24 protein-coding genes are annotated in these 21,500 nt (G+C 71.5%); 11 read left to right on the plus strand and 13 right to left on the minus strand.

What is annotated here, in order from left to right:
* The first annotated feature begins 97 nt into the window (after positions 1-97).
* Together HS041_RS30990 and HS041_RS30995 are read left to right on the plus strand one after the other, a co-directional pair.
* Positions 98-1,444 (plus strand): acetyl-CoA carboxylase biotin carboxylase subunit, encoded by a 1,347-nt coding sequence (locus HS041_RS30990; RefSeq protein WP_196444423.1) that lies wholly within the window; start codon positions 98-100, stop codon positions 1,442-1,444.
* Positions 1,445-1,542: 98 nt separating this feature from the next.
* Complete coding sequence (locus tag HS041_RS30995; RefSeq protein WP_184946324.1) at positions 1,543-1,755, plus strand: biotin/lipoyl-binding carrier protein; 213 nt, start codon at positions 1,543-1,545, stop codon at positions 1,753-1,755.
* A gap of 59 nt (positions 1,756-1,814) precedes the next feature.
* Here the strand turns inward: HS041_RS30995 and HS041_RS31000 are convergent, their stop codons facing one another.
* The gene (locus HS041_RS31000; protein WP_230880041.1) at positions 1,815-2,195 is read right to left on the minus strand and encodes a thioesterase family protein; all 381 of its coding nucleotides are present in this window, start codon (positions 2,193-2,195) and stop codon (positions 1,815-1,817) included.
* 23 nt (positions 2,196-2,218) lie between these two features.
* Here HS041_RS31000 and bsaP point away from each other — a divergent pair, with 23 nt between their 5' ends.
* Positions 2,219-2,482, plus strand: a complete 264-nt coding sequence (bsaP, locus tag HS041_RS31005) for a biotin synthase auxiliary protein BsaP (RefSeq protein WP_196445110.1) — start codon at positions 2,219-2,221, stop codon at positions 2,480-2,482.
* 274 nt (positions 2,483-2,756) lie between these two features.
* Positions 2,757-4,457 carry a serine/threonine-protein kinase gene (locus HS041_RS31010; RefSeq protein ID WP_196444424.1) on the plus strand — a complete coding sequence of 567 codons (1,701 nt, stop codon included), beginning with the start codon at positions 2,757-2,759 and terminating at the stop codon, positions 4,455-4,457.
* Positions 4,458-4,506: 49 nt separating this feature from the next.
* On the opposite strand, the gene HS041_RS31015 is transcribed toward HS041_RS31010, so the two are convergent.
* A complete protein-coding gene (locus HS041_RS31015) occupies positions 4,507-6,153 on the minus strand; it encodes an acetolactate synthase (protein WP_196444425.1) in 1,647 nt (548 codons plus the stop codon).
* A gap of 230 nt (positions 6,154-6,383) precedes the next feature.
* Here HS041_RS31015 and HS041_RS31020 point away from each other — a divergent pair, with 230 nt between their 5' ends.
* Positions 6,384-7,007, plus strand: coding sequence for a hypothetical protein (locus HS041_RS31020; protein WP_196444426.1), 624 nt, complete (start codon positions 6,384-6,386; stop codon positions 7,005-7,007).
* A 36-nt stretch (positions 7,008-7,043) separates the two neighbouring features.
* On the opposite strand, the gene bioB is transcribed toward HS041_RS31020, so the two are convergent.
* The 4 genes from bioB to HS041_RS31040 form a co-directional block, all read right to left on the minus strand.
* Positions 7,044-8,039, minus strand: coding sequence for a biotin synthase BioB (bioB, locus tag HS041_RS31025; RefSeq protein WP_196444427.1), 996 nt, complete (start codon positions 8,037-8,039; stop codon positions 7,044-7,046).
* A 144-nt stretch (positions 8,040-8,183) separates the two neighbouring features.
* Positions 8,184-8,915, minus strand: coding sequence for a dethiobiotin synthase (gene bioD / locus HS041_RS31030; protein WP_196444428.1), 732 nt, complete (start codon positions 8,913-8,915; stop codon positions 8,184-8,186).
* Positions 8,916-8,985: 70 nt separating this feature from the next.
* A complete protein-coding gene (locus HS041_RS31035) occupies positions 8,986-9,708 on the minus strand; it encodes a GntR family transcriptional regulator (RefSeq protein ID WP_196444429.1) in 723 nt (240 codons plus the stop codon).
* Between the two features lie 112 nt (positions 9,709-9,820).
* On the minus strand, positions 9,821-10,984 hold the full coding sequence (locus HS041_RS31040; RefSeq protein ID WP_230880042.1) for an 8-amino-7-oxononanoate synthase: 1,164 nt from the start codon (positions 10,982-10,984) through the stop codon (positions 9,821-9,823).
* Between the two features lie 68 nt (positions 10,985-11,052).
* Between HS041_RS31040 and HS041_RS31045 the strand changes: the two genes are divergently transcribed.
* Positions 11,053-12,552, plus strand: a complete 1,500-nt coding sequence (locus HS041_RS31045; protein WP_196444431.1) for a sensor histidine kinase — start codon at positions 11,053-11,055, stop codon at positions 12,550-12,552.
* Between the two features lie 48 nt (positions 12,553-12,600).
* Here HS041_RS31045 and HS041_RS31050 read toward each other — a convergent pair whose 3' ends face one another.
* Together HS041_RS31050 and HS041_RS31055 are read right to left on the minus strand one after the other, a co-directional pair.
* Positions 12,601-12,855: a WhiB family transcriptional regulator gene (locus HS041_RS31050; RefSeq protein WP_068926826.1), complete on the minus strand. Its 255-nt coding sequence runs from the start codon at positions 12,853-12,855 to the stop codon at positions 12,601-12,603.
* A gap of 280 nt (positions 12,856-13,135) precedes the next feature.
* On the minus strand, positions 13,136-14,080 hold the full coding sequence (locus HS041_RS31055) for a diacylglycerol/lipid kinase family protein (RefSeq protein ID WP_196444432.1): 945 nt from the start codon (positions 14,078-14,080) through the stop codon (positions 13,136-13,138).
* A gap of 77 nt (positions 14,081-14,157) precedes the next feature.
* On the opposite strand from HS041_RS31055, the gene HS041_RS31060 reads away from it, so the two are divergent.
* Positions 14,158-14,553 (plus strand): hypothetical protein, encoded by a 396-nt coding sequence (locus tag HS041_RS31060; RefSeq protein ID WP_307845532.1) that lies wholly within the window; start codon positions 14,158-14,160, stop codon positions 14,551-14,553.
* A gap of 16 nt (positions 14,554-14,569) precedes the next feature.
* Here HS041_RS31060 and HS041_RS31065 read toward each other — a convergent pair whose 3' ends face one another.
* From HS041_RS31065 to sodN, 3 genes are all read right to left on the minus strand, one after another.
* Positions 14,570-15,349, minus strand: a complete 780-nt coding sequence (locus tag HS041_RS31065; protein ID WP_196444433.1) for an RNA polymerase sigma factor SigF — start codon at positions 15,347-15,349, stop codon at positions 14,570-14,572.
* A gap of 17 nt (positions 15,350-15,366) precedes the next feature.
* A complete protein-coding gene (locus HS041_RS31070) occupies positions 15,367-15,792 on the minus strand; it encodes an ATP-binding protein (protein WP_374058899.1) in 426 nt (141 codons plus the stop codon).
* A 404-nt stretch (positions 15,793-16,196) separates the two neighbouring features.
* On the minus strand, positions 16,197-16,598 hold the full coding sequence (gene sodN, locus HS041_RS31075) for a superoxide dismutase, Ni (protein WP_196444434.1): 402 nt from the start codon (positions 16,596-16,598) through the stop codon (positions 16,197-16,199).
* An 18-nt stretch (positions 16,599-16,616) separates the two neighbouring features.
* Between sodN and HS041_RS31080 the strand changes: the two genes are divergently transcribed.
* Positions 16,617-17,000 carry a S24 family peptidase gene (locus HS041_RS31080; RefSeq protein WP_196444435.1) on the plus strand — a complete coding sequence of 128 codons (384 nt, stop codon included), beginning with the start codon at positions 16,617-16,619 and terminating at the stop codon, positions 16,998-17,000.
* Here the strand turns inward: HS041_RS31080 and HS041_RS31085 are convergent.
* Positions 16,955-17,500: a CGNR zinc finger domain-containing protein gene (locus tag HS041_RS31085; RefSeq protein WP_196444436.1), complete on the minus strand. Its 546-nt coding sequence runs from the start codon at positions 17,498-17,500 to the stop codon at positions 16,955-16,957. The genes HS041_RS31080 and HS041_RS31085 overlap by 46 nt on opposite strands.
* A gap of 270 nt (positions 17,501-17,770) precedes the next feature.
* Here HS041_RS31085 and HS041_RS31090 point away from each other — a divergent pair, with 270 nt between their 5' ends.
* Together HS041_RS31090 and HS041_RS31095 are read left to right on the plus strand one after the other, a co-directional pair.
* Positions 17,771-18,964 carry an NAD(P)-dependent malic enzyme gene (locus HS041_RS31090; RefSeq protein ID WP_196444437.1) on the plus strand — a complete coding sequence of 398 codons (1,194 nt, stop codon included), beginning with the start codon at positions 17,771-17,773 and terminating at the stop codon, positions 18,962-18,964.
* A gap of 238 nt (positions 18,965-19,202) precedes the next feature.
* Positions 19,203-20,561, plus strand: coding sequence for an NsdA family TPR-like regulatory protein (locus HS041_RS31095; protein WP_196444438.1), 1,359 nt, complete (start codon positions 19,203-19,205; stop codon positions 20,559-20,561).
* Positions 20,562-20,786: 225 nt separating this feature from the next.
* Here HS041_RS31095 and HS041_RS38915 read toward each other — a convergent pair whose 3' ends face one another.
* Positions 20,787-21,014 carry a hypothetical protein gene (locus tag HS041_RS38915; protein WP_230880043.1) on the minus strand — a complete coding sequence of 76 codons (228 nt, stop codon included), beginning with the start codon at positions 21,012-21,014 and terminating at the stop codon, positions 20,787-20,789.
* A gap of 52 nt (positions 21,015-21,066) precedes the next feature.
* On the opposite strand from HS041_RS38915, the gene HS041_RS38920 reads away from it, so the two are divergent.
* The gene (locus HS041_RS38920; RefSeq protein WP_230880044.1) at positions 21,067-21,360 is read left to right on the plus strand and encodes a hypothetical protein; all 294 of its coding nucleotides are present in this window, start codon (positions 21,067-21,069) and stop codon (positions 21,358-21,360) included.
* The last annotated feature ends 140 nt before the right edge of the window (positions 21,361-21,500 follow it).

Below are 21,500 nucleotides of genomic sequence, written 5' to 3' on the forward strand. Positions count from 1 at the left end.
TTTCCTACAGATCGCCTAGCTGCGATCGGTGGTTTCGGGCGAAAGGCTCAGCGGAGATCCCGGTCGTAGGGTGGAGCGGTCGAAAGGGGTCCACCACGTGTTCGAGTCCGTCCTGGTCGCAAACCGCGGCGAAATCGCCCGGCGAATCATCCGTACGGTCCAGCGCATGGGGCTGCGTGCCGTCGCGGTGTACTCCGAGGCCGATGCCGACCTCCCGTTCGTGAAAGAGGCCGACGAGGCGATCCTGTTGGGTCCCGCCAATCCGGCGCAGAGCTACCTCGATGCGGAGAAGGTCCTGGAGGCCGCCCGGATCTCGGGCGCGCAGGCGGTCCACCCCGGTTACGGCTTCTTCTCGGAGAACGCGGGATTCGCCCGCGCGGTGATCGAGGCGGGGCTCGTCTGGGTCGGTCCGTCTCCCGAGGCGATCGAGCGGATGGGCGACAAGATCAATGCCCGGAACCTGATGGAGGAGGCGGGCGTGCCCGTCGCGGCGGGGACGCGGGAGCCGGTCACCGACCTGGAGAAGGCGGTGGCGGCGGCGGCCGAGATCGGCTACCCGGTGATGGTGAAGACCGCCGGCGGGGGCGGTGGCATCGGCATGGGCGTCGCCCACGACGAGGCCGGGCTGATCAAGGCGTTCGAGACGGCCGCGCGGGCCGCGGCCCGGTTCGGGAGCGCCGGCGGGCAGGCGGGACCGGCGATCCTGCTCGAGCGTTACATCGAGCGCGCCCGCCACGTCGAGGTGCAGATCCTCGGCCTGGCGGACGGCACGGTCGTCGCCTTGGGCGAGCGGGACTGCTCGGTGCAGCGCCGCCACCAGAAGGTCGTGGAGGAGTCGCCGTCGCCGGGCATCACCCCGGAGCTGCGCGAGCGCATGCTGGCGGCGGCCGTACGGGCGGGCGAGGCCGTGGGGTATCTCGGGGCGGGGACCGTGGAATGCCTGGTCGACGCCGACGAGCAGGACTTCGTCTTCCTGGAGATGAACACCCGGCTCCAGGTGGAGCATCCGGTGACCGAGCTGGTCACGGGCGTGGACCTGGTGGAGCAGCAGTTGCGGATCGCCGCGGGGGAGAAGACCGAGGTGCCGTCGGCCGTGCGCGGCCATGCGATCGAGTTCCGGGTCTACGCCGAGGACCCCAAGCGTTTCTTCCCCGGGCCGGGGAAGATCGACGTGTGGGAGGAGCCGTCCGGGGAGGGCGTCCGGGTCGACTCCGGTTACGCCGGGGGGAACACGGTCACGCCGTTCTACGATCCGCTCATGGCCAAGCTGTGCGTGTTCGGTGAGACCCGGTCCGAGGCGCTGGAGCGCGCGCGGGAGGCCGTGGCCGGTTTCCGGGTGGAGGGGCCCAAGAACAACCTGCCGTTCTGCGCGGAGCTGCTGGACCGTATCGAGTTCGTCAACGGTGACTACGACACGGGGCTGGTGGCTCGTATGCGGGCCTGAGCGGGCAGTTGAATGGCAGGGCGGCGAGGGTGACGTACGGCCGGCGGGAGATCCGCGCGGGCGTGACCAGTGGCAGGCGATGATGATGGGAGTTCCCGGTGGCTGAAGTGCGCGCGGAGATGGTGGCGAACGTCTGGAAGGTCCTCGTCTCCGAGGGTGACACCGTGGAGGACGGCGACACCCTGGTCATCCTCGAGTCCATGAAGATGGAGATCCCGGTGATCGCCGAGGACGATGGTGTGGTGGCCCAGCTGAAGGTCGCCGAGGGTGACGTCATCCAGGAGGGCGACCTCATCGCCGTCATCGAGTGACCGGTCGCCCGCCGTGCTCAGGGCCGGGCGCCGAGGAGCCGGTCCTCCCCGCAGGCGGATCAGCGGGAGAGCTTGGCGAGGAAGCGCTCGCGGTCGACGATGACGCGCTCGATCGTGCCGGTCGCCACGACGGCGCTCCTGTCGCGGGCGGTGAAGGCGAAGACCAGGCGGCGGCCGGCGACCTCGGTGAGCTCGGCGGTGATCTCGACGTGGGTGCCGACCGGGCTGGCCGCCACATGTTCCATGGCGACCTTGGTGCCCACGGTGGTCTCGCCGGGGGCCAGGGCGCCGGAGGCCGCCTGGACGGTGGCCTGCTCGGCGAGGGCCAGCAGGCGGGGAGTGCCCAGGACGGGGACGTCCCCGCTGCCGATCTTCATTGCGGTGTCCTCTTTCTCGACCATGATGAGGAGCCGGGCGCGCAGACCGGGAGCGAGCGTCATGCATGTCAGCATAAGGTTTTTCCGTGACCTCCTCCTGTGACCACGACGGTCCTCCGGCCTCCTGCGACCAGGACGGCCTTCCGGCTCATCGTGACCACGACGGTCCTCCGGCCTACTGCGACCACTGCGGCAGCCCGGCGGACGAGGGCGGGCACGCGGCCTGCCTGGCCGCGAGGGCGATGGAGCCGCCGCGCTACTGCCCCCGCTGCCGCCGCCGGATGGTGGTGCAGGTGACACCGCTCGGCTGGTCCGCCCGCTGCGTGGAACACGGCACGCTGAGCGGCTGACGGTGACCCTGGACCGTGAGGGGGCCGAGTGGGCTGTGGTCGCGGTGATAGGGAAGAGTCCCCGTATCCGGTGGAATCGGGCTATCGTTGCGACGGTCAAGCTATATAAAAACGTCCAAAGCTCCAGAATTTGTGTCATGCTGCCGCTCATCCCTGGATCGCGGACCGGGCGGCACACAGAACTTCGTTACGCCGCTGTGACGCCGTCGCGACACGGGTCCGCTTTGTTGGAGAACCCTGGGGTGGGAGTGGAGAGGGTTACGGGGGAGTAGTCATGGTGGCCCAAGGCACGATGCTGGCCGGGCGGTATCGCTTGGATACCCGCATCGGCGCAGGCGGCATGGGCGAGGTATGGCGCGGTGAGGACACCGTGCTGGCCCGCACCGTCGCCGTCAAGGTGCTGCTTCCGGGCCGCACCGAGGATCCCGGCTTCCTGGTGCGCTTCCAGGGTGAGGCCCGGGCGATGGCGACGATCAACCACCCCGGGGTCGTGGACGTCTACGACTACGGGGCCCACGAGATGCCGGGCGCGGGGGCGACCGTCTACCTCGTGATGAAGTTCGTGGACGGCGAGCCGCTGGACCGGCTGCTCGCGAGGCTGGGGAGCATCGCCCCCGGCGCCGCGATGGAGCTCATCGCCCAGGCGGCCTCGGCCCTGCAGGCCGTGCACGAGCAGGGCATCGTCCACCGGGACGTCAAGCCGGGCAACCTGATGGTCCGGTCCGATGGCACGCTCGTGCTCACCGACTTCGGCATCGCCAGATCCGACGCGGCCAGCCGGCTGACCGACGCGGGCATGGTGCTGGGCACCGCCGCGTACTGCGCGCCCGAGCAGGCCGAGGGTGCGCCGGTCACCCCGGCGGTGGACATCTACGCCCTGGGCGTGGTCGCCTACGAGTGCCTGGCCGGGCAGCGGCCCTTCGACGGCGACAGCCCGGTCACGATCGCGCTCAAGCACATCCGCGAGGCCCCGCCGCCGCTCCCGGCGTCGGTTCCGCCCGCGGCCCGCGCCCTGGTGGAGCGGGCGCTGTCGAAGGACCCGGCCCGGCGCTTCCCCTCCGCCGCCGCGATGAGCGCCGCCGCGCGGCAGGCGGTGCTCGCCCCGGAGACGGGTGCGGACGCGGTCGCGCCGTCCCCGGTGCAGGGCGGATACGACCTCGCCCCGCAGCCCACCGACTGGCAGGCCGCCGCGCACCCCACCGGGTGGCGCGAGGCCCACTCGCCGGAGAGCGCCCTCCCGGGGGCGCCGAACGGCTGGCCGGACGCCTCGACCGGCCGCCAGGCTGCCGCGCAGCCGACGGCCGGCTGGCAGGGAGGCGCTCCGACGGAGCCGCCCTCCGCCGCCGGGCCCCGGCCCCGCGGCCAGGGCCGCCGCGCGCAACGGCACAAGCGCCGGAGCGGCCTGCTGATCGCCTCCGTCGGCGCGCTCGCGGTCTGCATCGGCCTCGTCACGGTGGCGCTCAACGCGATGGCGACCTCTGACGACTCTGTCGCCACCAGGCCCCAGAAGGCCGCCGGCTCGCTCGCCCCCACCGGGCCGGCGGAGTCCCCCAGCCCTTCGCCGAAACCGACGCGGCCCACGAGGAAGCCGACGGCCCGCCCGGCGGAGTCCAGGCCGACCGCTCCGACCCGGAAGCCCACCCCGACGCCGACCCCGACGCCCACGCCCACGCCGACCCCCACTCCGACGCCGACTCCGACGCCCACCCCGACACCGTCGGTGGTGAAGAAGAAGGTGCCGGATGTCATAGGGCTGGCACCCGAGGCGGCCAAGGAGGTGCTGAGGAAGGCGGGCCTGAAGGCGGCGGTCTCCTACGACGGCGCGACCGACCCCGAGCAGTGCACGAGGGTGGTCAGCCAGCGGCCCGGCTCGGGAGCGCTGCAGGACGTCAGCAAGCCGGTGGACCTGCTCGCGGTGAACGCCGCGTGCCCGCCGACCCCGAGTCCGACTCCGACATCGAAACCGACCTCGTGACCCCGGCTCCGGCGCTCGGAGGAGCCCGCCGGAGCCGGAGCCGCGCGGGTCAGATGCCGGTGGTGTTGCGGGGGTAGGCGACCGACGGGTCGGTGGCGATGTTCACCATGTACGGCACGCCGGAGTCGAACGCGCGGCGCAGCGCCGGGCCGATCTCCGACGGGTCGGTGACCAGCTCGCCGCCGCCGCCGAGGGCGGTCACCACCTGGTCGTAGCGGCACTGCGGCTGCAGCTCGGCGGCCACGTCGTAGCCGTAGAGCATCTGCATCGGGTGCTTCTCCAGGCCCCACATGCCGTTGTTGCCGCAGATCATCACCACCGGCAGGCGGTGCCGTACCAGCGTGTCCACGTCCATCAGGGAGAAGCCGGCCGCGCCGTCGCCGAGCAGCAGCACCACCTGGGAGGAGGGGCGCGCCAGGCGGGCGGCGATGGAGTAGCCCAGGCCGGTGCCCAGACAGCCGTAGGGGCCCGGGTCGAGCCAGTTGCCGGGACGGCGGGGCTCGACGTACTTGCCCGCGTAGGAGACGAAGTCGCCGCCGTCGCCGATCACCACGGCGTCGTCGGCGAGGATCTTCCCGAGCTCGCCGTAGATCCGCATCGGGTGGATGGGGTCGGTGTCGGCGGCGAGCAGCTCGGCGTCCCCCGCGATGGCCGCGGCCGCGGCCTCGGCGAGCATCGCCAGCCACGGCGCGTAGGTCTTGGGGGAGACGTTCGCCTCGGCGCAGGCCGCGGTGAGTCCCCAGAAGACCAGGGACAGGTCGCCGGCGGCGGCTCCGGCGGGCTGGGTGTGCGTGGCGAGCTGGGACGGCGCGTCGACCAGATGCACCACCTTGGCCAGCGGAGCGCCGTCCTTGCCGCCGAACCACCCGTAGCCGAGCCGGAAGTCCAGCGGGGTGCCCGCCACGATCACCAGGTCGGCCTGGGCGAAGGCCGCCCCCCTGGCCCGGTTGACCAGCAGCTCGTGCCCCGCGGGGAGGATGCCCCGGCCCTGGCCGTTGGGGATGACCGGCAGGCGGTATTCCTCGGCGAAGCTCCGGGCGACCTCCTCGGCGCGGTCCATCCACACGTCGGAGCCGAGGACCAGCACCGGCCGCTCGGCCTCGGCGAGCAGGCGGGCGATCTGGGCCAGCGCGTCGGCGTCGGGTTCCAGCGGGGAGGGGGTCATCGTCTCGGTGGCGTGCGGCGTCGCCGGGGCGAACAGGTGGTCCATGTGGAAGTCGAGGAAGACCGGGCCGCGGTGCGGGGCGATGGCGGTCCGGAAGGCCATCTCGACGTCCTGGCCGATGGAGTCGGCGCCCGAGCCGGTGAAGGCCAGCTTGGTGATGGGCTCGAACAGCGGCGGGTGGTCCATCTCCTGCAGCGCCCCGGAACCCCAGCGCGACTGCGGAGCCCGGCCTCCCAGGACGACGACGGGGGAGCCGTTGAAGTGCGCGGTGGCCACGCCGCTGACCCCGTTGGTGATGCCGGGGCCGGCGGTGAGCACGGCCAGCCCGGGCCTGCGGGCCAGCCGGGCGGTCGCCTCGGCGGCGAAGACGGCGCTCTGCTCGTGCCGTACGTCGAGGATCCGCATGTCCTCGTGAACCGCCCCGTCGTAGAGGGGGAAGACGTGCCCGCCGGACAGGGTGAACATCGTCTCGATGCCGTAGGCCTTGGCGACGGCGACGGCGACGTCGCCCGCGTGCTTCGGAGACTCCATGCGCGAAACCTACCAGTCAGTCACTTAGCCGGACAGGGAGTTGCCAGGGGATCGTGGGGCCTTATCCTCCCCTGATTTCCCCATGTCACACGCGCGCACGATAACTCGGCCCGTACGGCCCGTGACCGCCCGACGGCCGAACCTTGACCGAACACACCGGCGTGAACAAACCGTGCCGGCACCGCGTCCGATCATGTGCCGGTGAGATCCGCGAGACGGAGGAGGAGATCATGAGGACCGCGAAGATCGCTGCCATGGCGGGAGCCGTGGCGTTGCTCGCCCTCGGCGCCGGGCAGGCGGCAGGCGCCGCCACGGGCCTGCCCGACGGGTTCCTGCTGTACGAGGCCGAGGCCGAGGGTCCCCGCGAGCCGTGGGAGACGTGGCAGGTCAGCGACAGTCTCAGCAGGCCGCTGGCGTTGAATCCGTGCCATGTCAAGAGGCCGTGGGACGGGGGCCGCTCGCAGGCGCGGTCCGTCCGGTACGCCGCCGAGACCGAGCTGCGCCACGAGCAGGTGGTGGTGTACCGCAGCGAGCGCGCGGCGCGCGCCGCGATGACCGGGTTGCGCGCCCAGCTCAAGCGCTGTGCGAAGGTCGGCGGGAAGCTCGGCAGGGACTACGACGCCTACACCTACCGCTGGAAGGGCACGGGCATCGGCGACGAGTCGGTGCGGGCCGGAGCGAGATACTTCGAGTCGGCGTTCCGCCACGTCGCGGTCCGGCGCGGCAAGGCCGTCGTCGTCTACGCCGAGGACGGCTCCTTCACCTCGAAGCTGAAGGCCGGGCACTTCCGAGGGCTGGAGCGCGACGCGCGGAAGATGGCGGCGAAGGTCTGCGAGCTGCCCGGGGTCTGCTGAGCCCGCGGGCCCCGGGATCCGGGGCCCGCGGCTGGGTCAGAGCGTCTGGGACAGGGCCTTGATCGGCATCTTCAGGTCGGCCAGCAGGTCGAGGTCCGCCTCGGCGGTCCGGCCGAGAGTGGTCAGGTAGTTGCCCACGATGATGGCGTTGATCCCGCCGAGCATGCCCTCACGGGTGCCCAGGTCGCCGAGGGTCAGCTCGCGGCCCCCGGCGTAGCGCAGGATCGTGCGCGGCAGCGCCAGCCGGAAGGTGGCAATCGTCTTGAGCGCCTCGGTCCCCTCCAGCAGCGGGAGCGACTCGAACGGCGTGCCGGGGCGGGGGTTGAGGAAGTTGAGCGGGACCTCGTCGGGCGCCAGCTCGCCGAGCTGGCCGGCGAACTCCGCCCGCTGCTCCAGGGTCTCCCCCATGCCCACGATGCCGCCGCAGCACAGCTCCATCCCGGCTTCGCGGACCATCAGGCAGGTGTCCCAGCGCTCCTCCCAGGTGTGGGTGGTGACGACCTTGCCGAAGTGGGACCTCGCGGTCTCCAGGTTGTGGTTGTAGCGGTGCACGCCCATCTCGGCCAGCTCGTCCACCTGGGCCTGGGTGAGCATGCCCAGCGAGCAGGCGACGTTGATGTCCACCGCCTCGCGGATCGCCTTGACGCCTTCGCGGACCTGGTCCATGAGCCGCCGGTCGGGGCCGCGCACGGCCGCCACGATGCAGAACTCGGTGGCGCCGGTCGCGGCGGTCTCCTCGGCGGCCCGGACGAGCGAGGGGATGTCCAGCCAGGCCGCGCGGACCGGGGAGGGGAACTGCCCGGACTGCGAGCAGAAGTGGCAGTCCTCGGGGCAGCCGCCGGTCTTGAGGGAGACGATCCCCTCGACTTCGACCTCGGGGCCGCACCACTTCATCCGCACCTCGTGGGCGAGGGCCAGCAGGTCGGGCAGGCGCTCGTCGGGCAGCTTCAGGCACTCCAGCGCCTGCGCGGCGTCGAGGCCGCGGCCCTCCGCCAGAACCTGGACCCGGGCGATCTCGAGGATGTCGCTCAACTGATGGCTCCACATCGTAGGGATCGGCTACGGCGCAAGCTTAGATGCGGCCGGCGGGATGGTGGGGCCGAGGCCGGGGAAACCCGGGCCGCGGCCCGGAGGGCGGCGGCGACCGGGTGCGCGGGAGGCTCGGGGAGCCGGCGGTCAGGGGGAACCGGGGGAGATCGTGAAACCGGACCGGAAGGCGGCGGGGTCGAACCTGCCGCCGAGCGTCGCGCCCAGCCCGGCCCGGGCCGTACGGACGAAGGACTCCCGCTCCAGCGCGCCCGCTCCCTCCGGCAGCGCGCCCGCCAGCGGCCGGGCGGCCAGCATCTCGAGGTCCGCCACGTTGCACCGCTCGGCCAGGCCCGGCTCCGCCGGCCAGGAGCCGATCACCACCCCGGCCAGGCTCAGCCCCCGGCCGGCCACCGCCTCCAGCGTCAGCGCGGTGTGGTTGAGCGTGCCGAGCGCCGCCCTGGCGACCACGAGCACGGGTGCTCCGAGAGTCCTGGCGAGGTCGGCGATCGTGGAACCTTCCTCGTCGAAGCGGACGAGCAGGCCGCCCGCGCCCTCCACGAGCACCAGCCGGTGCGACTCGGCGAGTTCCCTGATCGTCTCGACGGCCTCGATCATGGAGACCGGGGGCAGGTCCGCCACGCGGGCGGCGGCGGCCGGGGCCAGCGGGTCGGGGAAGCGGGCCAGCTCGAAGGTGGTCGTGACCCCGGAGAGCCGGATGACGTCGTCCAGGTCGCCGGGCTCGCCCTCGCCGACCCCGGTCTGCGCGGGTTTGACCACCGCCACCGACGAGCCCCGCTCCCACGCGAGCGCCGCCACCGCGGCGGTGACGATCGTCTTCCCCACGCCGGTGTCGGTCCCGGTCACCACGAGAATGCTCACCCGTCTCACCCTACGGCGTGCGGCGAGCCGAGGCGGATTCCGGGTTTTCCACGGCCGGAGCGTGTTCCGGTCAGGGACGGCGGAGGCGGGTGACGAACTTGTAGCGGTCGCCGCGGTAGAGGGACTGGGCCCACTCGACGGGGTTGCCGTCGGCGTCGAAGGCGTGCCGGGTCAGCAGCAGCATCGGCAGGCCGACGTCGACGCTCAGCACCTGGGCGTCGTACGGCGTCGCGAGCACGGTCTCGATGATCTCCTCGGCGTCCATCAGCCGCACGTTGTAGGCGTTGTGCAGCGTCTCGTACAGCGAGGAGTGCACCTCCAGCTCGCGGCGGAGCCGGGGGAAGCGGCGGGCCGACAGGTGGGTGGTGTCGATCGACATCGGCTCGCCGTTGGCCAGGCGGAGCCGGTGGATGCGCAGCACCCGGCCGCCGGGGTTGATGGCCAGGCGGCGGGCCAGGGGCTCGTCGGCGGTGACGTAGCTGATGTCGAGGATCTTGGTGTCCGGCTCCAGCCCGACGGTGCGCAGGTCGCCGGTGTAGGAGGTGAGCTGGAGGACCTGGGCGACCTTGGGCTGGGCGACGAACGTGCCCTTGCCCTGGATGCGCACCAGGCGGCCCTCGACCACGAGTTCGGAGAGCGCCTGGCGCACGGTGGTCCGCGAGGTCTCGAAGCGGACCGCGAGGGTCCGCTCGGGGGGCAGCGCGCTGCCCGCGGGCAGGCTCTTGGTGAGAGCGAGCAGGCTCCGCTTGACGTCGTAGTATTTCGGGATCCGTGGGGAGTCATCCGTTGTCATGGAAGCTCCTCGCCCGCCGGGAGGGGGCTCCCCGGGCGCGCGGGGCACACCGTGCCGCGCCCGCCCGCGTCGCCGGACTCTTCCACACGCCCGCCCGCATCGCCGCGCTCGCTCACATACTCACCTTCATCTCGGCCACGGCGGTGAGTGCACCCCGGATCACCGCGAGATCATCGGAACTCAGATTGGCCCGTGCGGTCAACCGCAGGCAAGAGCGGCCGACCGGCACCGAAGGCGGCCGGAAGCATCCGGCGCGCACCCCGCGTTCCGCACAGATGACGGCGGCCCGGAGCGCGGTCTCGGGATCGCCGAGCACGATGGGGACGACCGCACCTGCCGGCTCGCCGGTCTCCAGGCCGAGTCCGCGGGCCATGGCGGCCAGCTCCTCCGCTCTGGTCCGGACGAGTCCGGGCAGTTCGGGCTGAGTCCGAAGGATATCCAGCGCGGCGAGTGCCGCGGCCACACTGCCCGGAGCCAGGCCGGTGTCGAAGATGAACGAGCGGCCCGTGTCCACCAGGGTCCCGATCACCTCGGAGGCCCCGAGCACGGCCCCGCCCTGGGAGCCGAGCGACTTCGACAGTGTGACGGTTCTCACAACCGTCCGTTCACCCGCCAGACCCGCCTCGTACACCGCACCTCGCCCCTCGCGGCCGATCACGCCGAGCGAGTGCGCCTCGTCGACGACCAGCAGCGCGCCCTGCCGTACGGCGGCCGCGTGCAGCTCCCCGACCGGAGCCAGGTCTCCGTCGACCGAGAAGACCGCGTCGGTGACGACGATCGCGTGCTCCTCGTCCCGGTCGGCCAGGGCCTTCTCCACGGCCGTCACGTCCTTGTGCGGGGTGATCACCACGCGGGAACGCGACAACCGGCAGGCGTCCACGATCGAGGCGTGGTTGCCGGCCTCGGAGACCACCAGCGTGCCGGGGCCGGCCAGGGCTGTGACCGCCGCCAGGTTGGCCAGGTATCCGGAGGAGAACACCAGCGCGCCCGCGGACCCGGCGAAGCCGCACAGCGCCTCCTCCAGCCGGGCGTGCAGCGCGGTGGAGCCGGTGACCAGGCGGGAGCCGGTGGAACCGGTGCCCCAGGCCCGGATCGCCTCCACCGCCGCCTCGGCCACCCGCCCGTCCCTGGCCAGGCCGAGGTAGTCGTTGGAGGCCAGGTCGACCAGGCCGTCGTCGTCGGGCGTACGCGCGCGCAGCGTGCGTCTCAGCCCCGCGGCCTCCCGCGCGGCCGCCTTCGCGCGCAGCCGCGCCAGCGGATCCGGAGTCTGCTCCATAGCGGGCATTTTCGCAGCCAGGCTCACTCGATTCGCGTTCGGGCCAGGAAAGAACGCATGATGCACGGGTGCCGACTCTAAGCGACCTGGCGGTTCGTCACACCGCACTCGACGATGCGGACCTCGAGTGGATGCACTCGCTGGTCTCGGACTGGCAGCTCCTGGCCGACCTGTCGTTCGCCGATCTCATCCTGTGGATCCCGCTCCGCGAGGGTTCGGGGTGGATCGCGATCGCGCAGATGCGGCCGACTACCGGTCCCACCGTCTACCACGACGACGTCGTGGGGACGATCATCGCCAAGGGCGAGCGCGAGCTCATCGACACCGCCTGGAACGAGCGCCGGATCTGCCGCGAGGGTGATCCCGACTGGTCCAGCGGCGTCCCGGTGCGCGAGGAGACCATCCCGGTACGGCGGGCGGACCTCGCCGGCTCGGTCCCCGGGGAGACTCCGGTGCAGCGCTATCTCGGGGTGATCCAGCGCTCGACGAACCTGTCCTCGGCGCGCACTCCGTCCCGGCTCGAGCTCACCTACCTGCAGAGCGCCTCCGACCTGGCCCAGATGGTGGCCGAGGGACGCTTCCCGTTCTCCGGGGCCGAGCCGATCCTGGTCCGCTCGCCCCGCGTCGGCGACGGGCTGCTCCGGCTCGACCGGGTGGGCCGGGTGACCTACGCCTCGCCGAACGCCCTGTCGGCCTACCGGCGGCTGGGGCTCACCGCCGACCTGGTCGGCGCGGAGCTGGGCCGTACGACGGCCACGCTCTGCTACGCGGACGAGCCCATCAACGAGAACCTGATGGTCGTGGCCAGCGGCAAGGAGCCGCGGGAGACCGAGGTGGAGTCGGGCGGCACGGTGGTGCAGCTCCGGGCGATCCCGCTGGTCGTCGGGGGAGGGCGGATCGGCGCGCTGGTCCTCATCCGGGACGTGACCGAACTGCGGCGGCGCGAGCGCGAGCTGATGACCAAGGACGCCACCATCCGGGAGATCCACCACCGGGTGAAGAACAACCTGCAGACCGTGGCGGCGCTGCTGCGGCTGCAGGCGAGGCGGCTGCAGGTGCCGGAGGGGCGTGAGGCGCTGGAGGAGGCGGTGCGCAGGGTCGGTTCGATCGCGATCGTGCACGAGACGCTGTCCCACACGCCCGAGGAGCAGGTGGACTTCGACGACATCGCCGACCGCGTGATCGCGATGGCGAGCGAGGTGTCGGCGCCGGAGGCGCAGGTGGTGCCGCGCCGCGTCGGGACGTTCGGGGTGCTCCGGTCGGAGATCGCCACCCCGTTGGCGATGGTCCTCACCGAGTTGCTGCAGAACGCGGTGCAGCACGGCCTGGCGCACCGTCCCGGCCGGCTCCAGGTGATCGTCTCGCGGGGCGCGGACCGGCTGGACGTGGTCGTCTCCGACGACGGGACCGGGCTGCCGGAGGGGTTCGACCTGGAACTGTCCACCAGCCTCGGCCTGCAGATCGTCCGCACGCTGGTGGTGGGGGAGCTCTCCGGGCGCCTGGCCATCGAGCCCCGTCAGGGCGGGGGCACCGAGGTCACCCTGGTCATCCCCCTCCCCGCGGCCTGACGGCGGGGAGGGCGGGTCTCCGGGGGGCGGGGCTGCGGGGTGCCGGTGTCAGACGGCGGCGCGGGCGCGGGCGCGGGCGGTGCGGCGCTTGAAGGCGCGGCGCTCGTCCTCGCTGAGACCGCCCCACACACCGGCGTCCTGTCCGGACTCCAGGGCCCACTTGAGGCAGGCCTCGCTCACGGTGCACGTACGGCAGACCTGCTTGGCCTCTTCGATCTGCATCAGGGCCGGCCCGGTGTTGCCGATCGGGAAGAACAGCTCGGGGTCCACGTCACGGCAGGCAGCTCGGTGGCGCCAGTCCATGCGTCCACTCCTTCGTGTGAGGAGCCCTTGCGGTGGCTCCGTCGGCTCACATTGTGAAGACTTTCACTAACGGCTGCGAACAATGGCCCGGGCCGGGTTGGGTCCGAGGTCGCTCGCCTGATCGCCGGTGGCCTGGGAGCGAGGGTGGCCGCTCAAAGGTCCTACGTTCCGACGTCAATGTTGAGATTGTCAGCCCAGTTCAGCGCACGCAAGAGGTTTGGAAGAACGTTTTGCGGGTTAAGCGTGTCGGATGCGTCACACCATGACGGGATGTAACGCCCTAGACCAGAACTTGTAACGCATTAGGGATAGACCGGAACGTCGCTCGCTCGACCTCTCCCAGGTAGTCGCCGTCGAGCTGGAAGGCCACCGGCCGCTCGGCGGTGAGGGTGAACTCCTTCTCGTCGTGCAGTTGAACGAGGTGCCGCCCGGTGGGCAGGGTCTCACGCGTGCCGATGATCTGGGGCATGAGATGCAGCATCGACGGCAGGCCGAGGCGCTGCAGGCCCAGCAGGTCGAGGCCGGTCTCGAAGCTCGCCCAGGGGGTCGGGCAGACCGGCCGGGGGCCCACGTAGGTCCAGGGCGAGGTGTTGGAGACGACCGCCATGAAGATGCCGTCGGCGGGAGGTATCCCGGGACCCTCCAGGCTCATCGGGGCATGGCGCTTGTCGGTCGAGACGTAGTGGCGCAGCGCGGTGTTCACGTAGCGGGCCGGCGTGGCCTTGAGCCCGGTGCCGCGCATGCCCTCCACCGCCCGGATGACCTCGGCGTCGTACCCCAGTCCGCTGCAGAAGGTGAAGTAGCGGCTCTCGCCGTTCCACTCCGCCTGACCGAGCCCGACCGTCCGCCGGCGGCCGGAGGTCACGGCCTCCAGCACCGCCCCGGTGGCCTCGACCGGATCGTTCGGCAGCCCGAGCGCCCGCGCGAAGACGTTCGCGCTCCCGCCGGGGATCACCAGCAGCGCCGGCCTGTCGGCCGCCACCTCGCCGTCCTCCGCGTCCAGCAGGCCGTTCACGGTCTCGTTGATCGTGCCGTCGCCGCCGAGCACGGCGACGGCGGCGAAGCCGTCGGCATGGGCCGTACGGGCGATGTGAGCCGCGTGTCCCCGGTAACGGGTCTCCTCGACGGTCAGCTCCATGGTGGCGCCCAGTGCCCTGATGAGTACGTCGCGCGTCCGGTGGTTGGTCGTCGTCGCCTTCGGATTCACCAGGAGCATCGCACGCATAGTGCCAGCGTATCCGTCGATAACGGTACATAGGTGGCAGAAGGGCGACCGGCTTCCCGCGGCTATAGGGTTGGCCTGTGCCGAACCGCCCGCTGACCCTGACCGTCGCCGCCGTCGTCCTGGCGGTGGAAGGCCTCACCGCCCTGCTGCTCGGCGGCTACGTCGGTGTCGAGACCGTGGTCGGAGAGCCGTCCGACACGGTGAGCTCGATCTTCGTCGCGGGGTTCGGCCTGCTCGTGGGCGCGATCCTGCTCTGGGTCGCCTGGGGGCTGCTACGGGCGGAGAAGTGGACCCGGAGCCCGGGGGTGCTGACCCAGATCTTCATGATCCCGGTCTGCGTCACGCTGTTCCAGTCCGGCCAGGTGGTCTTCGGGATCCCGCTGGCCGTCGCGGCCGTGGCCGGACTGGTCGCGTTGCTCTCCCCGCCGACGACTCAGGCCCTCTACGGGGACGAGCCGTCGGACAGGGTCTGAGCCGTCGGGCGAGAGGTCAGTCCTCGGCGGTCAGGCCCTCACGGAGCTGGGTGAGGGTCCTGGCCAGCAGCCGGGAGACGTGCATCTGGGAGATGCCCAGCTCGGTGGCGATCTGCGACTGGGTCATGTTGCCAAAGAACCGCAGCAGCAGGATCCGCTTCTCGCGCGGCGGGAGCCGTTCGAGCAGGGGCTTGAGCGACTCGCGGTATTCGACGCCCTCCAGGGAGTCGTCCACGATGCCGAGGGAGTCGGCCACCGCGGGCGCGTCGTCGTCGCCGGAGTCGGGTGCGTCGAGGGAGACCGTGGAGTAGGCGTTGGCCGACTCCAGACCCTCCAGCACCTCCTCCTCGGTCATCTTCAGGAACGCCGCCAGCTCGGCGACGGTGGGAGCCCGGCCCTCCCTCTGGGAGAGCTCGCTGATCGCCTTGGTGAGCGAGAGCTTCAGCTCCTGCAGGCGGCGCGGCACGCGGACCGCCCAGCCCTTGTCGCGGAAGTGCCGCTTGATCTCGCCCACGATCGTCGGCGTGGCATAGGTGGAGAACTCCACCCCGCGGCCGAGGTCGAAGCGGTCGATCGACTTGATCAGGCCGATGGTGGCGACCTGGGTGAGGTCGTCGAGCCACTCGCCCCGGTTGCGGAACCGGCGGGCGAGGTATTCGACGAGGGGCAGGTGGAGCTCGACGAGCTCGTCACGGATGCGCTGGCGTCGCGGGTCGTCGGGGGTCAACTCCGCCAGTTCGCCGAAGAGCGTGCGCGCGCGAACCCTGTCGGGCACCGCGTGATCGCTGGTGGCCATGGCACGAGTCCTTTCCGTCACGCCGGCCTCGCCGCGCCTCGACGCTTGCGGAGCACGATCGCCATACGGTCGGGGGAGTCGGTGACCGCGTCCACGTCGTCGGCCAGGGCGGTGAGCACCATCCACGCGAACTCGTCGCGCTTCGGCAGGGCGGTGCCGACCGTGCTGACCTCCACGCGGACCTGCATCTCCTGGCCGGTGAGCTCGAACTCGGCGGTCAGGTCGGTGCCGGGGACCGCCTGGGTCAACAACATCGCGCACGCTTCGTCGACCGCGATCCGCAGATCCTCGATCTCGTCCAGAGTGAAGTCCAGTCGCGCGGCAAGACCGGCGGTGGCCGTGCGTAACACGGACAGATATGCGCTGACAGCCGGTAGCCGGACGCTCACCACATCACGGATCCCGCCCATCCCGACCGTGGGCGCCTCGGTGTGCTCGGTCACGTTCCTCCTCGCAGAGTCGCTCCCTGCAACCTACCGCCCCGGAGCGGTGGATGCCCCGGTTGGACGCGCGAGGCCGAGGATTTGACACGTGAGGCCGAGGATTTGCCACCGGAAAAGACACCGTCCCGTGAGGTCGCACTCCTCACGGGACGGTGTTTACGGGCCGTGCTGCGCACGGCCGGCTCGGGGGCTGGTAACCGGCTCCCGCCGTCGTCACGTCCTCGCTCGTTCCCTCGCTGCGGGCGTTCCTCCGTTGGTTCACCGGCGCCCCCTCGCGGTGTTGATGGGCCGTGCTGCGCACGGCCGGCTCGGGGGCTGGTAACCGGCTCCCGCCGTCGTCACGTCCTCGCTCGTTCCTCGCTGCGGGCGTTCCTCCGTTGGTTCACCGGCGCCCCCTCGCGGGCTCAGGCGGCCTTGGTCTCCCAGAAGATCTTGGAGATCTCGTCGATCTTGCCCAGCAGCTCGTCGGCCTTGGCCACGTCGACGGTGCCCTTGCCGCCGGCGGCGCCCGCCAGCTTGGTGGCGTCCCAGAAGAGCTGGTGGAGCTGGGGGTAGGTCTCCAGGTGCGGAGGCTTGAAGTAGTCGGTCCACAGCACCCACAGGTGGTGCTTGACCAGCTCGGACCGCTCCTCCTTGATCGTGAGCGCGCGGGCGCGGAAGACCGGGTCCTCGTTGGCGGCGTACTTCTCCATGATGGCCTTCACGGACTCGGCCTCGATGCGGGCCTGGGCCGGGTCGTACACGCCGCAGGGGAGGTCGCAGTGGGCCGAGGCGACGTGCCTGGGGCGCAGAAGTCGTGCGAGCATCGGAAAAATCCTTCCTTGATGCTGAGATCAGCATGGTCCGGATCTGACCTTACTCGCCTTCGAAAAGCCGTGCCGGAAGGGGGCCGCAGCTCCGTGAGAGTCCGTGTCGAGGGGGAGTCCATGCTGCCCGTCCTGAGCCCGGGAGACTGGCTGTGGGTACGGCGCGGCGCCCGGATCCGGCAGGGGGACCTGGTGGTCGCGCGGCTCCCGGACGACCCGTCCCTGCTGATCGTCAAGCGTGCCGCGTGGCCGGAGGACGGCGGCTGGTGGCTGGAGAGCGACAACCAGCGCGCCCACGGCCGCCGGGACAGCTGGGACTTCGGCCCGGTCCCGGTGGTCGGCCGGGTGGTCCTGCGCTACCGGCCGCTGTCGAGCCGGCCGTTCTTCTTCCGGGCCCGGTAGGCGGCGACGTTCGCCCGGCTGGCGCACCGTTCCGAGCAGTAGCGCCGGGACCGGTTGGAGGAGGTGTCGAGGTAGGCCCTGCGGCAGGGCGGCGCCTGGCACAGGCCGAGCCGGTCCACGCCGAGGCCGGTGACGATGGAGGCCAGCCCCATCACGGCGCCCACGATGTACTGGTCGGAGAAGCGGCCGCCCTCGGTGAGGTGCATGTGCCAGGCCTCGCCGTCGTGGTCGGAGATCTGGGGATGGACCGGGTGGCGGCGGAGCAGGGCGTTGAGCCGGTCGACCACTTGGCGCTCGTCCCCGTCCGCCGCGGCCTCGAAGAGCGCCAGCAGCTCCTCGCGCAGCTCGCGCAGGGCGTCGAGGTCGTCGCGCCCGAGGCGGGAGGCGTGCCCCGGACGGCCGCTCTCCTCCAGCAGCGCCCGCAGTCCCGCCAGGCCGGCGAGGCGGTCGGGGCTGTTGACGAGCAGGACGGCCAGCTCGGCGTAGGTGGTCAGGTCCACGGGGAGATCCGTTGATGTAAGTGACGGTTGGCGGGATCGAGTATTACACGGGGTGACGCGTTTAACACGTTGTCAACGAAAGTGACCTTGTTCTGTCATCCACCCGAGTCTCAGTATGTGGCACAATCAAAAAACGGGTGACCCCCGTACCCCTCTCCAGACGACCGTTCTCAGCGCGTAAGACCCGAGCGGCTACCGAAGCCGGGCACGCTTCCCACGGCGTCCACGAAGGAACCAATCCGTCTGTCTGACTGAACTACAGGGGTCGCTGTGGCCGTCACGCCATCCTCCATCTCCCTCGAATCCCTCGATCTGGATCCCGCCTTCGCCCTGCACCGCGGCGGCAAGCTGGAAGTCCGCTCCACCGTCCCCGTCCGCGACGCCGACGACCTCTCCCTCGCCTACACCCCCGGCGTGGCCAAGGTCTGCACCGCGATCGCCGAGGACGCCGAGCTCGTCAACGACTACACCTGGGTTTCGAACGTCGTCGCCGTCGTCTCCGACGGCACCGCGGTGCTCGGCCTCGGGGACATCGGGCCGGCCGCCGCCATGCCGGTCATGGAGGGCAAGGCCCTGCTCTTCAAGCAGTTCGCGAACGTCGACGCCGTGCCGATCTGCCTCGACTGCACCGACGTGGACGCCCTCGTCGAGACCGTGGCCCGGCTCGCGCCCTCGTTCGGCGGCATCAACCTCGAGGACATCAGCGCGCCGCGCTGCTTCGAGGTCGAGGACCGGCTGCGCGAGCTGCTGGACATCCCGGTCTTCCACGACGACCAGCACGGCACCGCGATCGTCGTGCTGGCCGCGCTGAAGAACGCGGCCCGGCTGACCGGCCGCCCGCTCGGCGAGCTGCGCGCCGTGGTCGCGGGCGCCGGGGCCTCCGGCGTCGCGGTCAGCCGCATCATGCTCAACGCCGGCATCGGCGACATCGCGGTCTCCGACTCCCGCGGGATCATCTACGAGGGCCGTGCCGGGCTCAACCCGGTGAAGGAGGCTCTGGCCCGCGACACCAACAGGGCCGGCCTGCGCGGCTCCACCGAGGAGGCGCTGGCCGGCGCCGACGTGTTCGTCGGGCTCTCGGGCTCGACGGTCTCGGAGGCGGCCATCGCCTCGATGGCGCCCGGAGCATTCGTCTTCGCGCTCTCCAACCCGACGCCGGAGGTCCACCCGGAGATCGCCGGGAGGCACGCCGCGGTGGTCGCCACCGGCCGCTCGGACTTCCCCAACCAGATCAACAACGTGCTGGCCTTCCCCGGCGTGTTCCGGGGAGCGCTCGACGTCCGCGCCACCACCATCACCGAGAACATGAAGGTGGCCGCGGCCGAGGCCCTGGCCGCGGTGATCGCCGACGGGGACCTCACGGCCGACTACGTGATCCCGAGCCCGTTCGACGGACGGGTCGCCCCCGCGGTCACCGCCGCGGTCGCCGCCCAGGCCCGTGCCGACGGGGTCGCCCGCCGCTGAAAGCGTCCCGGGGCGCCTCCGGTACACCTGTGAGGCACCCACCTGCGAAGACGCCCTCCGCCCGATCGGCGGGGGCGTCTTCGTCGTTTGTCGGCCAAGACTCGTCACTGTTTGTGATATAAAAAGAGCCCTCCGTTATCTTCTCGGGCAAGGGCGCGCACGAGGGACGGATGTGCGCGCAGAGGGCGCCGGATGCGCCCTCATGCGCTCCCCGCATTTCTCACCGTCGAGGAGAGCGATGGAACGCGAGCCCAACCGACTGCTCAAGAGGTTCATAGACGAGGCCGGCTTCACCTACAAGGAGCTGGCCCGGAAGATCAACGATCTCGGCGTGATCCGGGGCCTGTCCGGGCTGCGGCACGACCACAGCTCGGTCATGCGCTGGCTCGGTGGCCAGCGGCCGAAGGAACCGGTTCCCGGTCTGCTCGCCGAGATCTTCACCCTCCGGCTCGGCCGGAGGATCGACCCGGACGATTTGGGGCTGCCCGCAGTGTCCACACCCCTCGACCTCGGGCAGGAGATCACCCATACCTGGCATGAGGGGGTTGCAACCGTGACAGCACTGTGGCGAGCGGACGTGGAGAGGCGCAAGTTCCTGCTCGACTCCACCTTCGTGATCGGAGCCGGTTCCGTCGGAGCCGTGCGCTGGTTGTCCCTGCCTCTGGAGGCGCGCCCCGTGGCGGGCGGCTCCCGGATGGTGGGCATGGCCGACATCGCCGCGATCCGGGAGGTGACCCGGTCCTTCGGTGAGCTGGACAACAGGTTCGGCGGCGGCCGGATCCGCTCGGCGGTCGTGAAATATCTGGACACGGCCGTCGCGCCGCTGCTCAACGACGGCTCGTACGCCGAGGCCACCGGCAAGGAGCTCGCCTCGGCCGCCGCCGAGCTGACCCGGTTGGCCGGGTGGATGGCCTACGACCTGGAGCACCACGGCGTGGCCCAGCGCTACCTGATCCAGGCCCTGCGCCTGGCCAGGGGGGCCGACGACCACGGTCTCGCCGGGGAGATCCTCGCCGGCATGAGCCACCAGGCCGTCTACATCGGGCAGCCCGCGCACGCCCTCGACCTGGCGCGGGCCGCGCAGGTCTCGGCCCAGCGGGCGGGGATCGCCTCCCTGCTCGCCGAGGCGTACGTGCTGGAGGCCCACGCCCACGCCCTGCTGAAGGACCGGGCGGCCTGCGCCGGGGCGCTGCACCGGGCGGAGCTGGCCTTCGACGCCAGGAAGACCGGTGCGGAGCCCGGCTGGATCGCCTACTTCGACGAGGCCTACCTGTCGGCCAAGTTCGCCCACTGCTTCCGCGACCTGGGCGACGGGGAGCAGGCCGTACGGCACGCGCGGCGATCGCTGGAGATGGACGGACGGTTCGTGCGCGGGCGGATGTTCAACCTGTCGCTGCTCGCCGCGGGGCTGCTGCGGACCGGGGAGGTGGAGGAGGCCTGCACGGCGGCCGGCGAGGCGCTGGAGCTGGCCGGCGGGCTCCAGTCGGCCCGGACCCGGTCCTACGTGGCCGACCTGCGGGGGCGGCTGGAGCCGTACGCCGCCGAGCCGCCGGTCCGGGAGCTGAACGAGCGGATCGGGGAGCTCGTCCCGGCCTGAGCCTCCCGGGTCGCCCGCGGCGTCTGGACATCCGAAGACGTCCCGGACGTCCGGAGAGATGCCGGCTCTGAGGAGGCGCTGTCCGGGAATGCACCGGACGTCCGGAGAAGCCGGCCGGCAACGGACCGGACCAGGAGAGCGGGTGTGAACGTGTGAGGGGCCCGGCGTGAGCCGGGCCCCTCGGGGCGTCCCGGGAGGAGTCGGGTCTTCCCGGGGAGGGGCGCCCTACTTGAGGAGCTCGCCCCTGTCGCTGACGATCTTCGTGTTCCGGACCGCGTTGGCCTCGTTGTAGACCCCGGCCGCGTCACCGTCGAAGTACGGCGAGCTGACGTAGTCCACCCGTTCGTTGCCGTCCTGGTCGTGGAAGAGGCTGGTGACGCCGTTGACGTAACCCAGGCGCTTGGCGTTGCTGTACTTCAGGACCCACGGGCCGCCGTCGGCGCCGCCGGTCATCGAGCACCTCAGCGCGACCTGGTCCTCGACCTCGTAGGCGCAGTGGCCCGCGGTGGCGACCAGGTTGCGGTGGCGGGACTGGATCGAGGTGCCGGTGCACCAGCGGGGGGCGCCCTTGTGGTCGAGGAAGAAGACCTTGCCGACGGTCCTGGGCAGGTTGACGTTCCTGACCTTGGTGGAGACGCCGCTCTCGCCGCCGACGGGGGCGACGGTGCCGGCCCTGCTGGCACTGGTGTCGCCGTGGCCGCGGACGAGCTTGGTGACGTCCTTGCTGTCCCAGGTGTACTGGGTGGCCTTCTTCAGCGCGGCGCCGTTGGCGTCCAGCCAGAACGCGGCGATCGCGTAGGCGCCCGGCCTGCCGCCGGTGAGGTCGTCGCGGTCGAACTCGGGTGCGGCCTGGGCGGGGGCGGCCAGGCCGCGGTGGCGAGACCGGCGGCGGCGAGGGGAGTGAGGAGGTGCTTCACACGGGGGTTCACGATGACTCCA

The organism is Planomonospora sp. ID67723 (genome assembly GCF_015711605.1).
Taxonomy (GTDB): domain Bacteria; phylum Actinomycetota; class Actinomycetes; order Streptosporangiales; family Streptosporangiaceae; genus Planomonospora_A.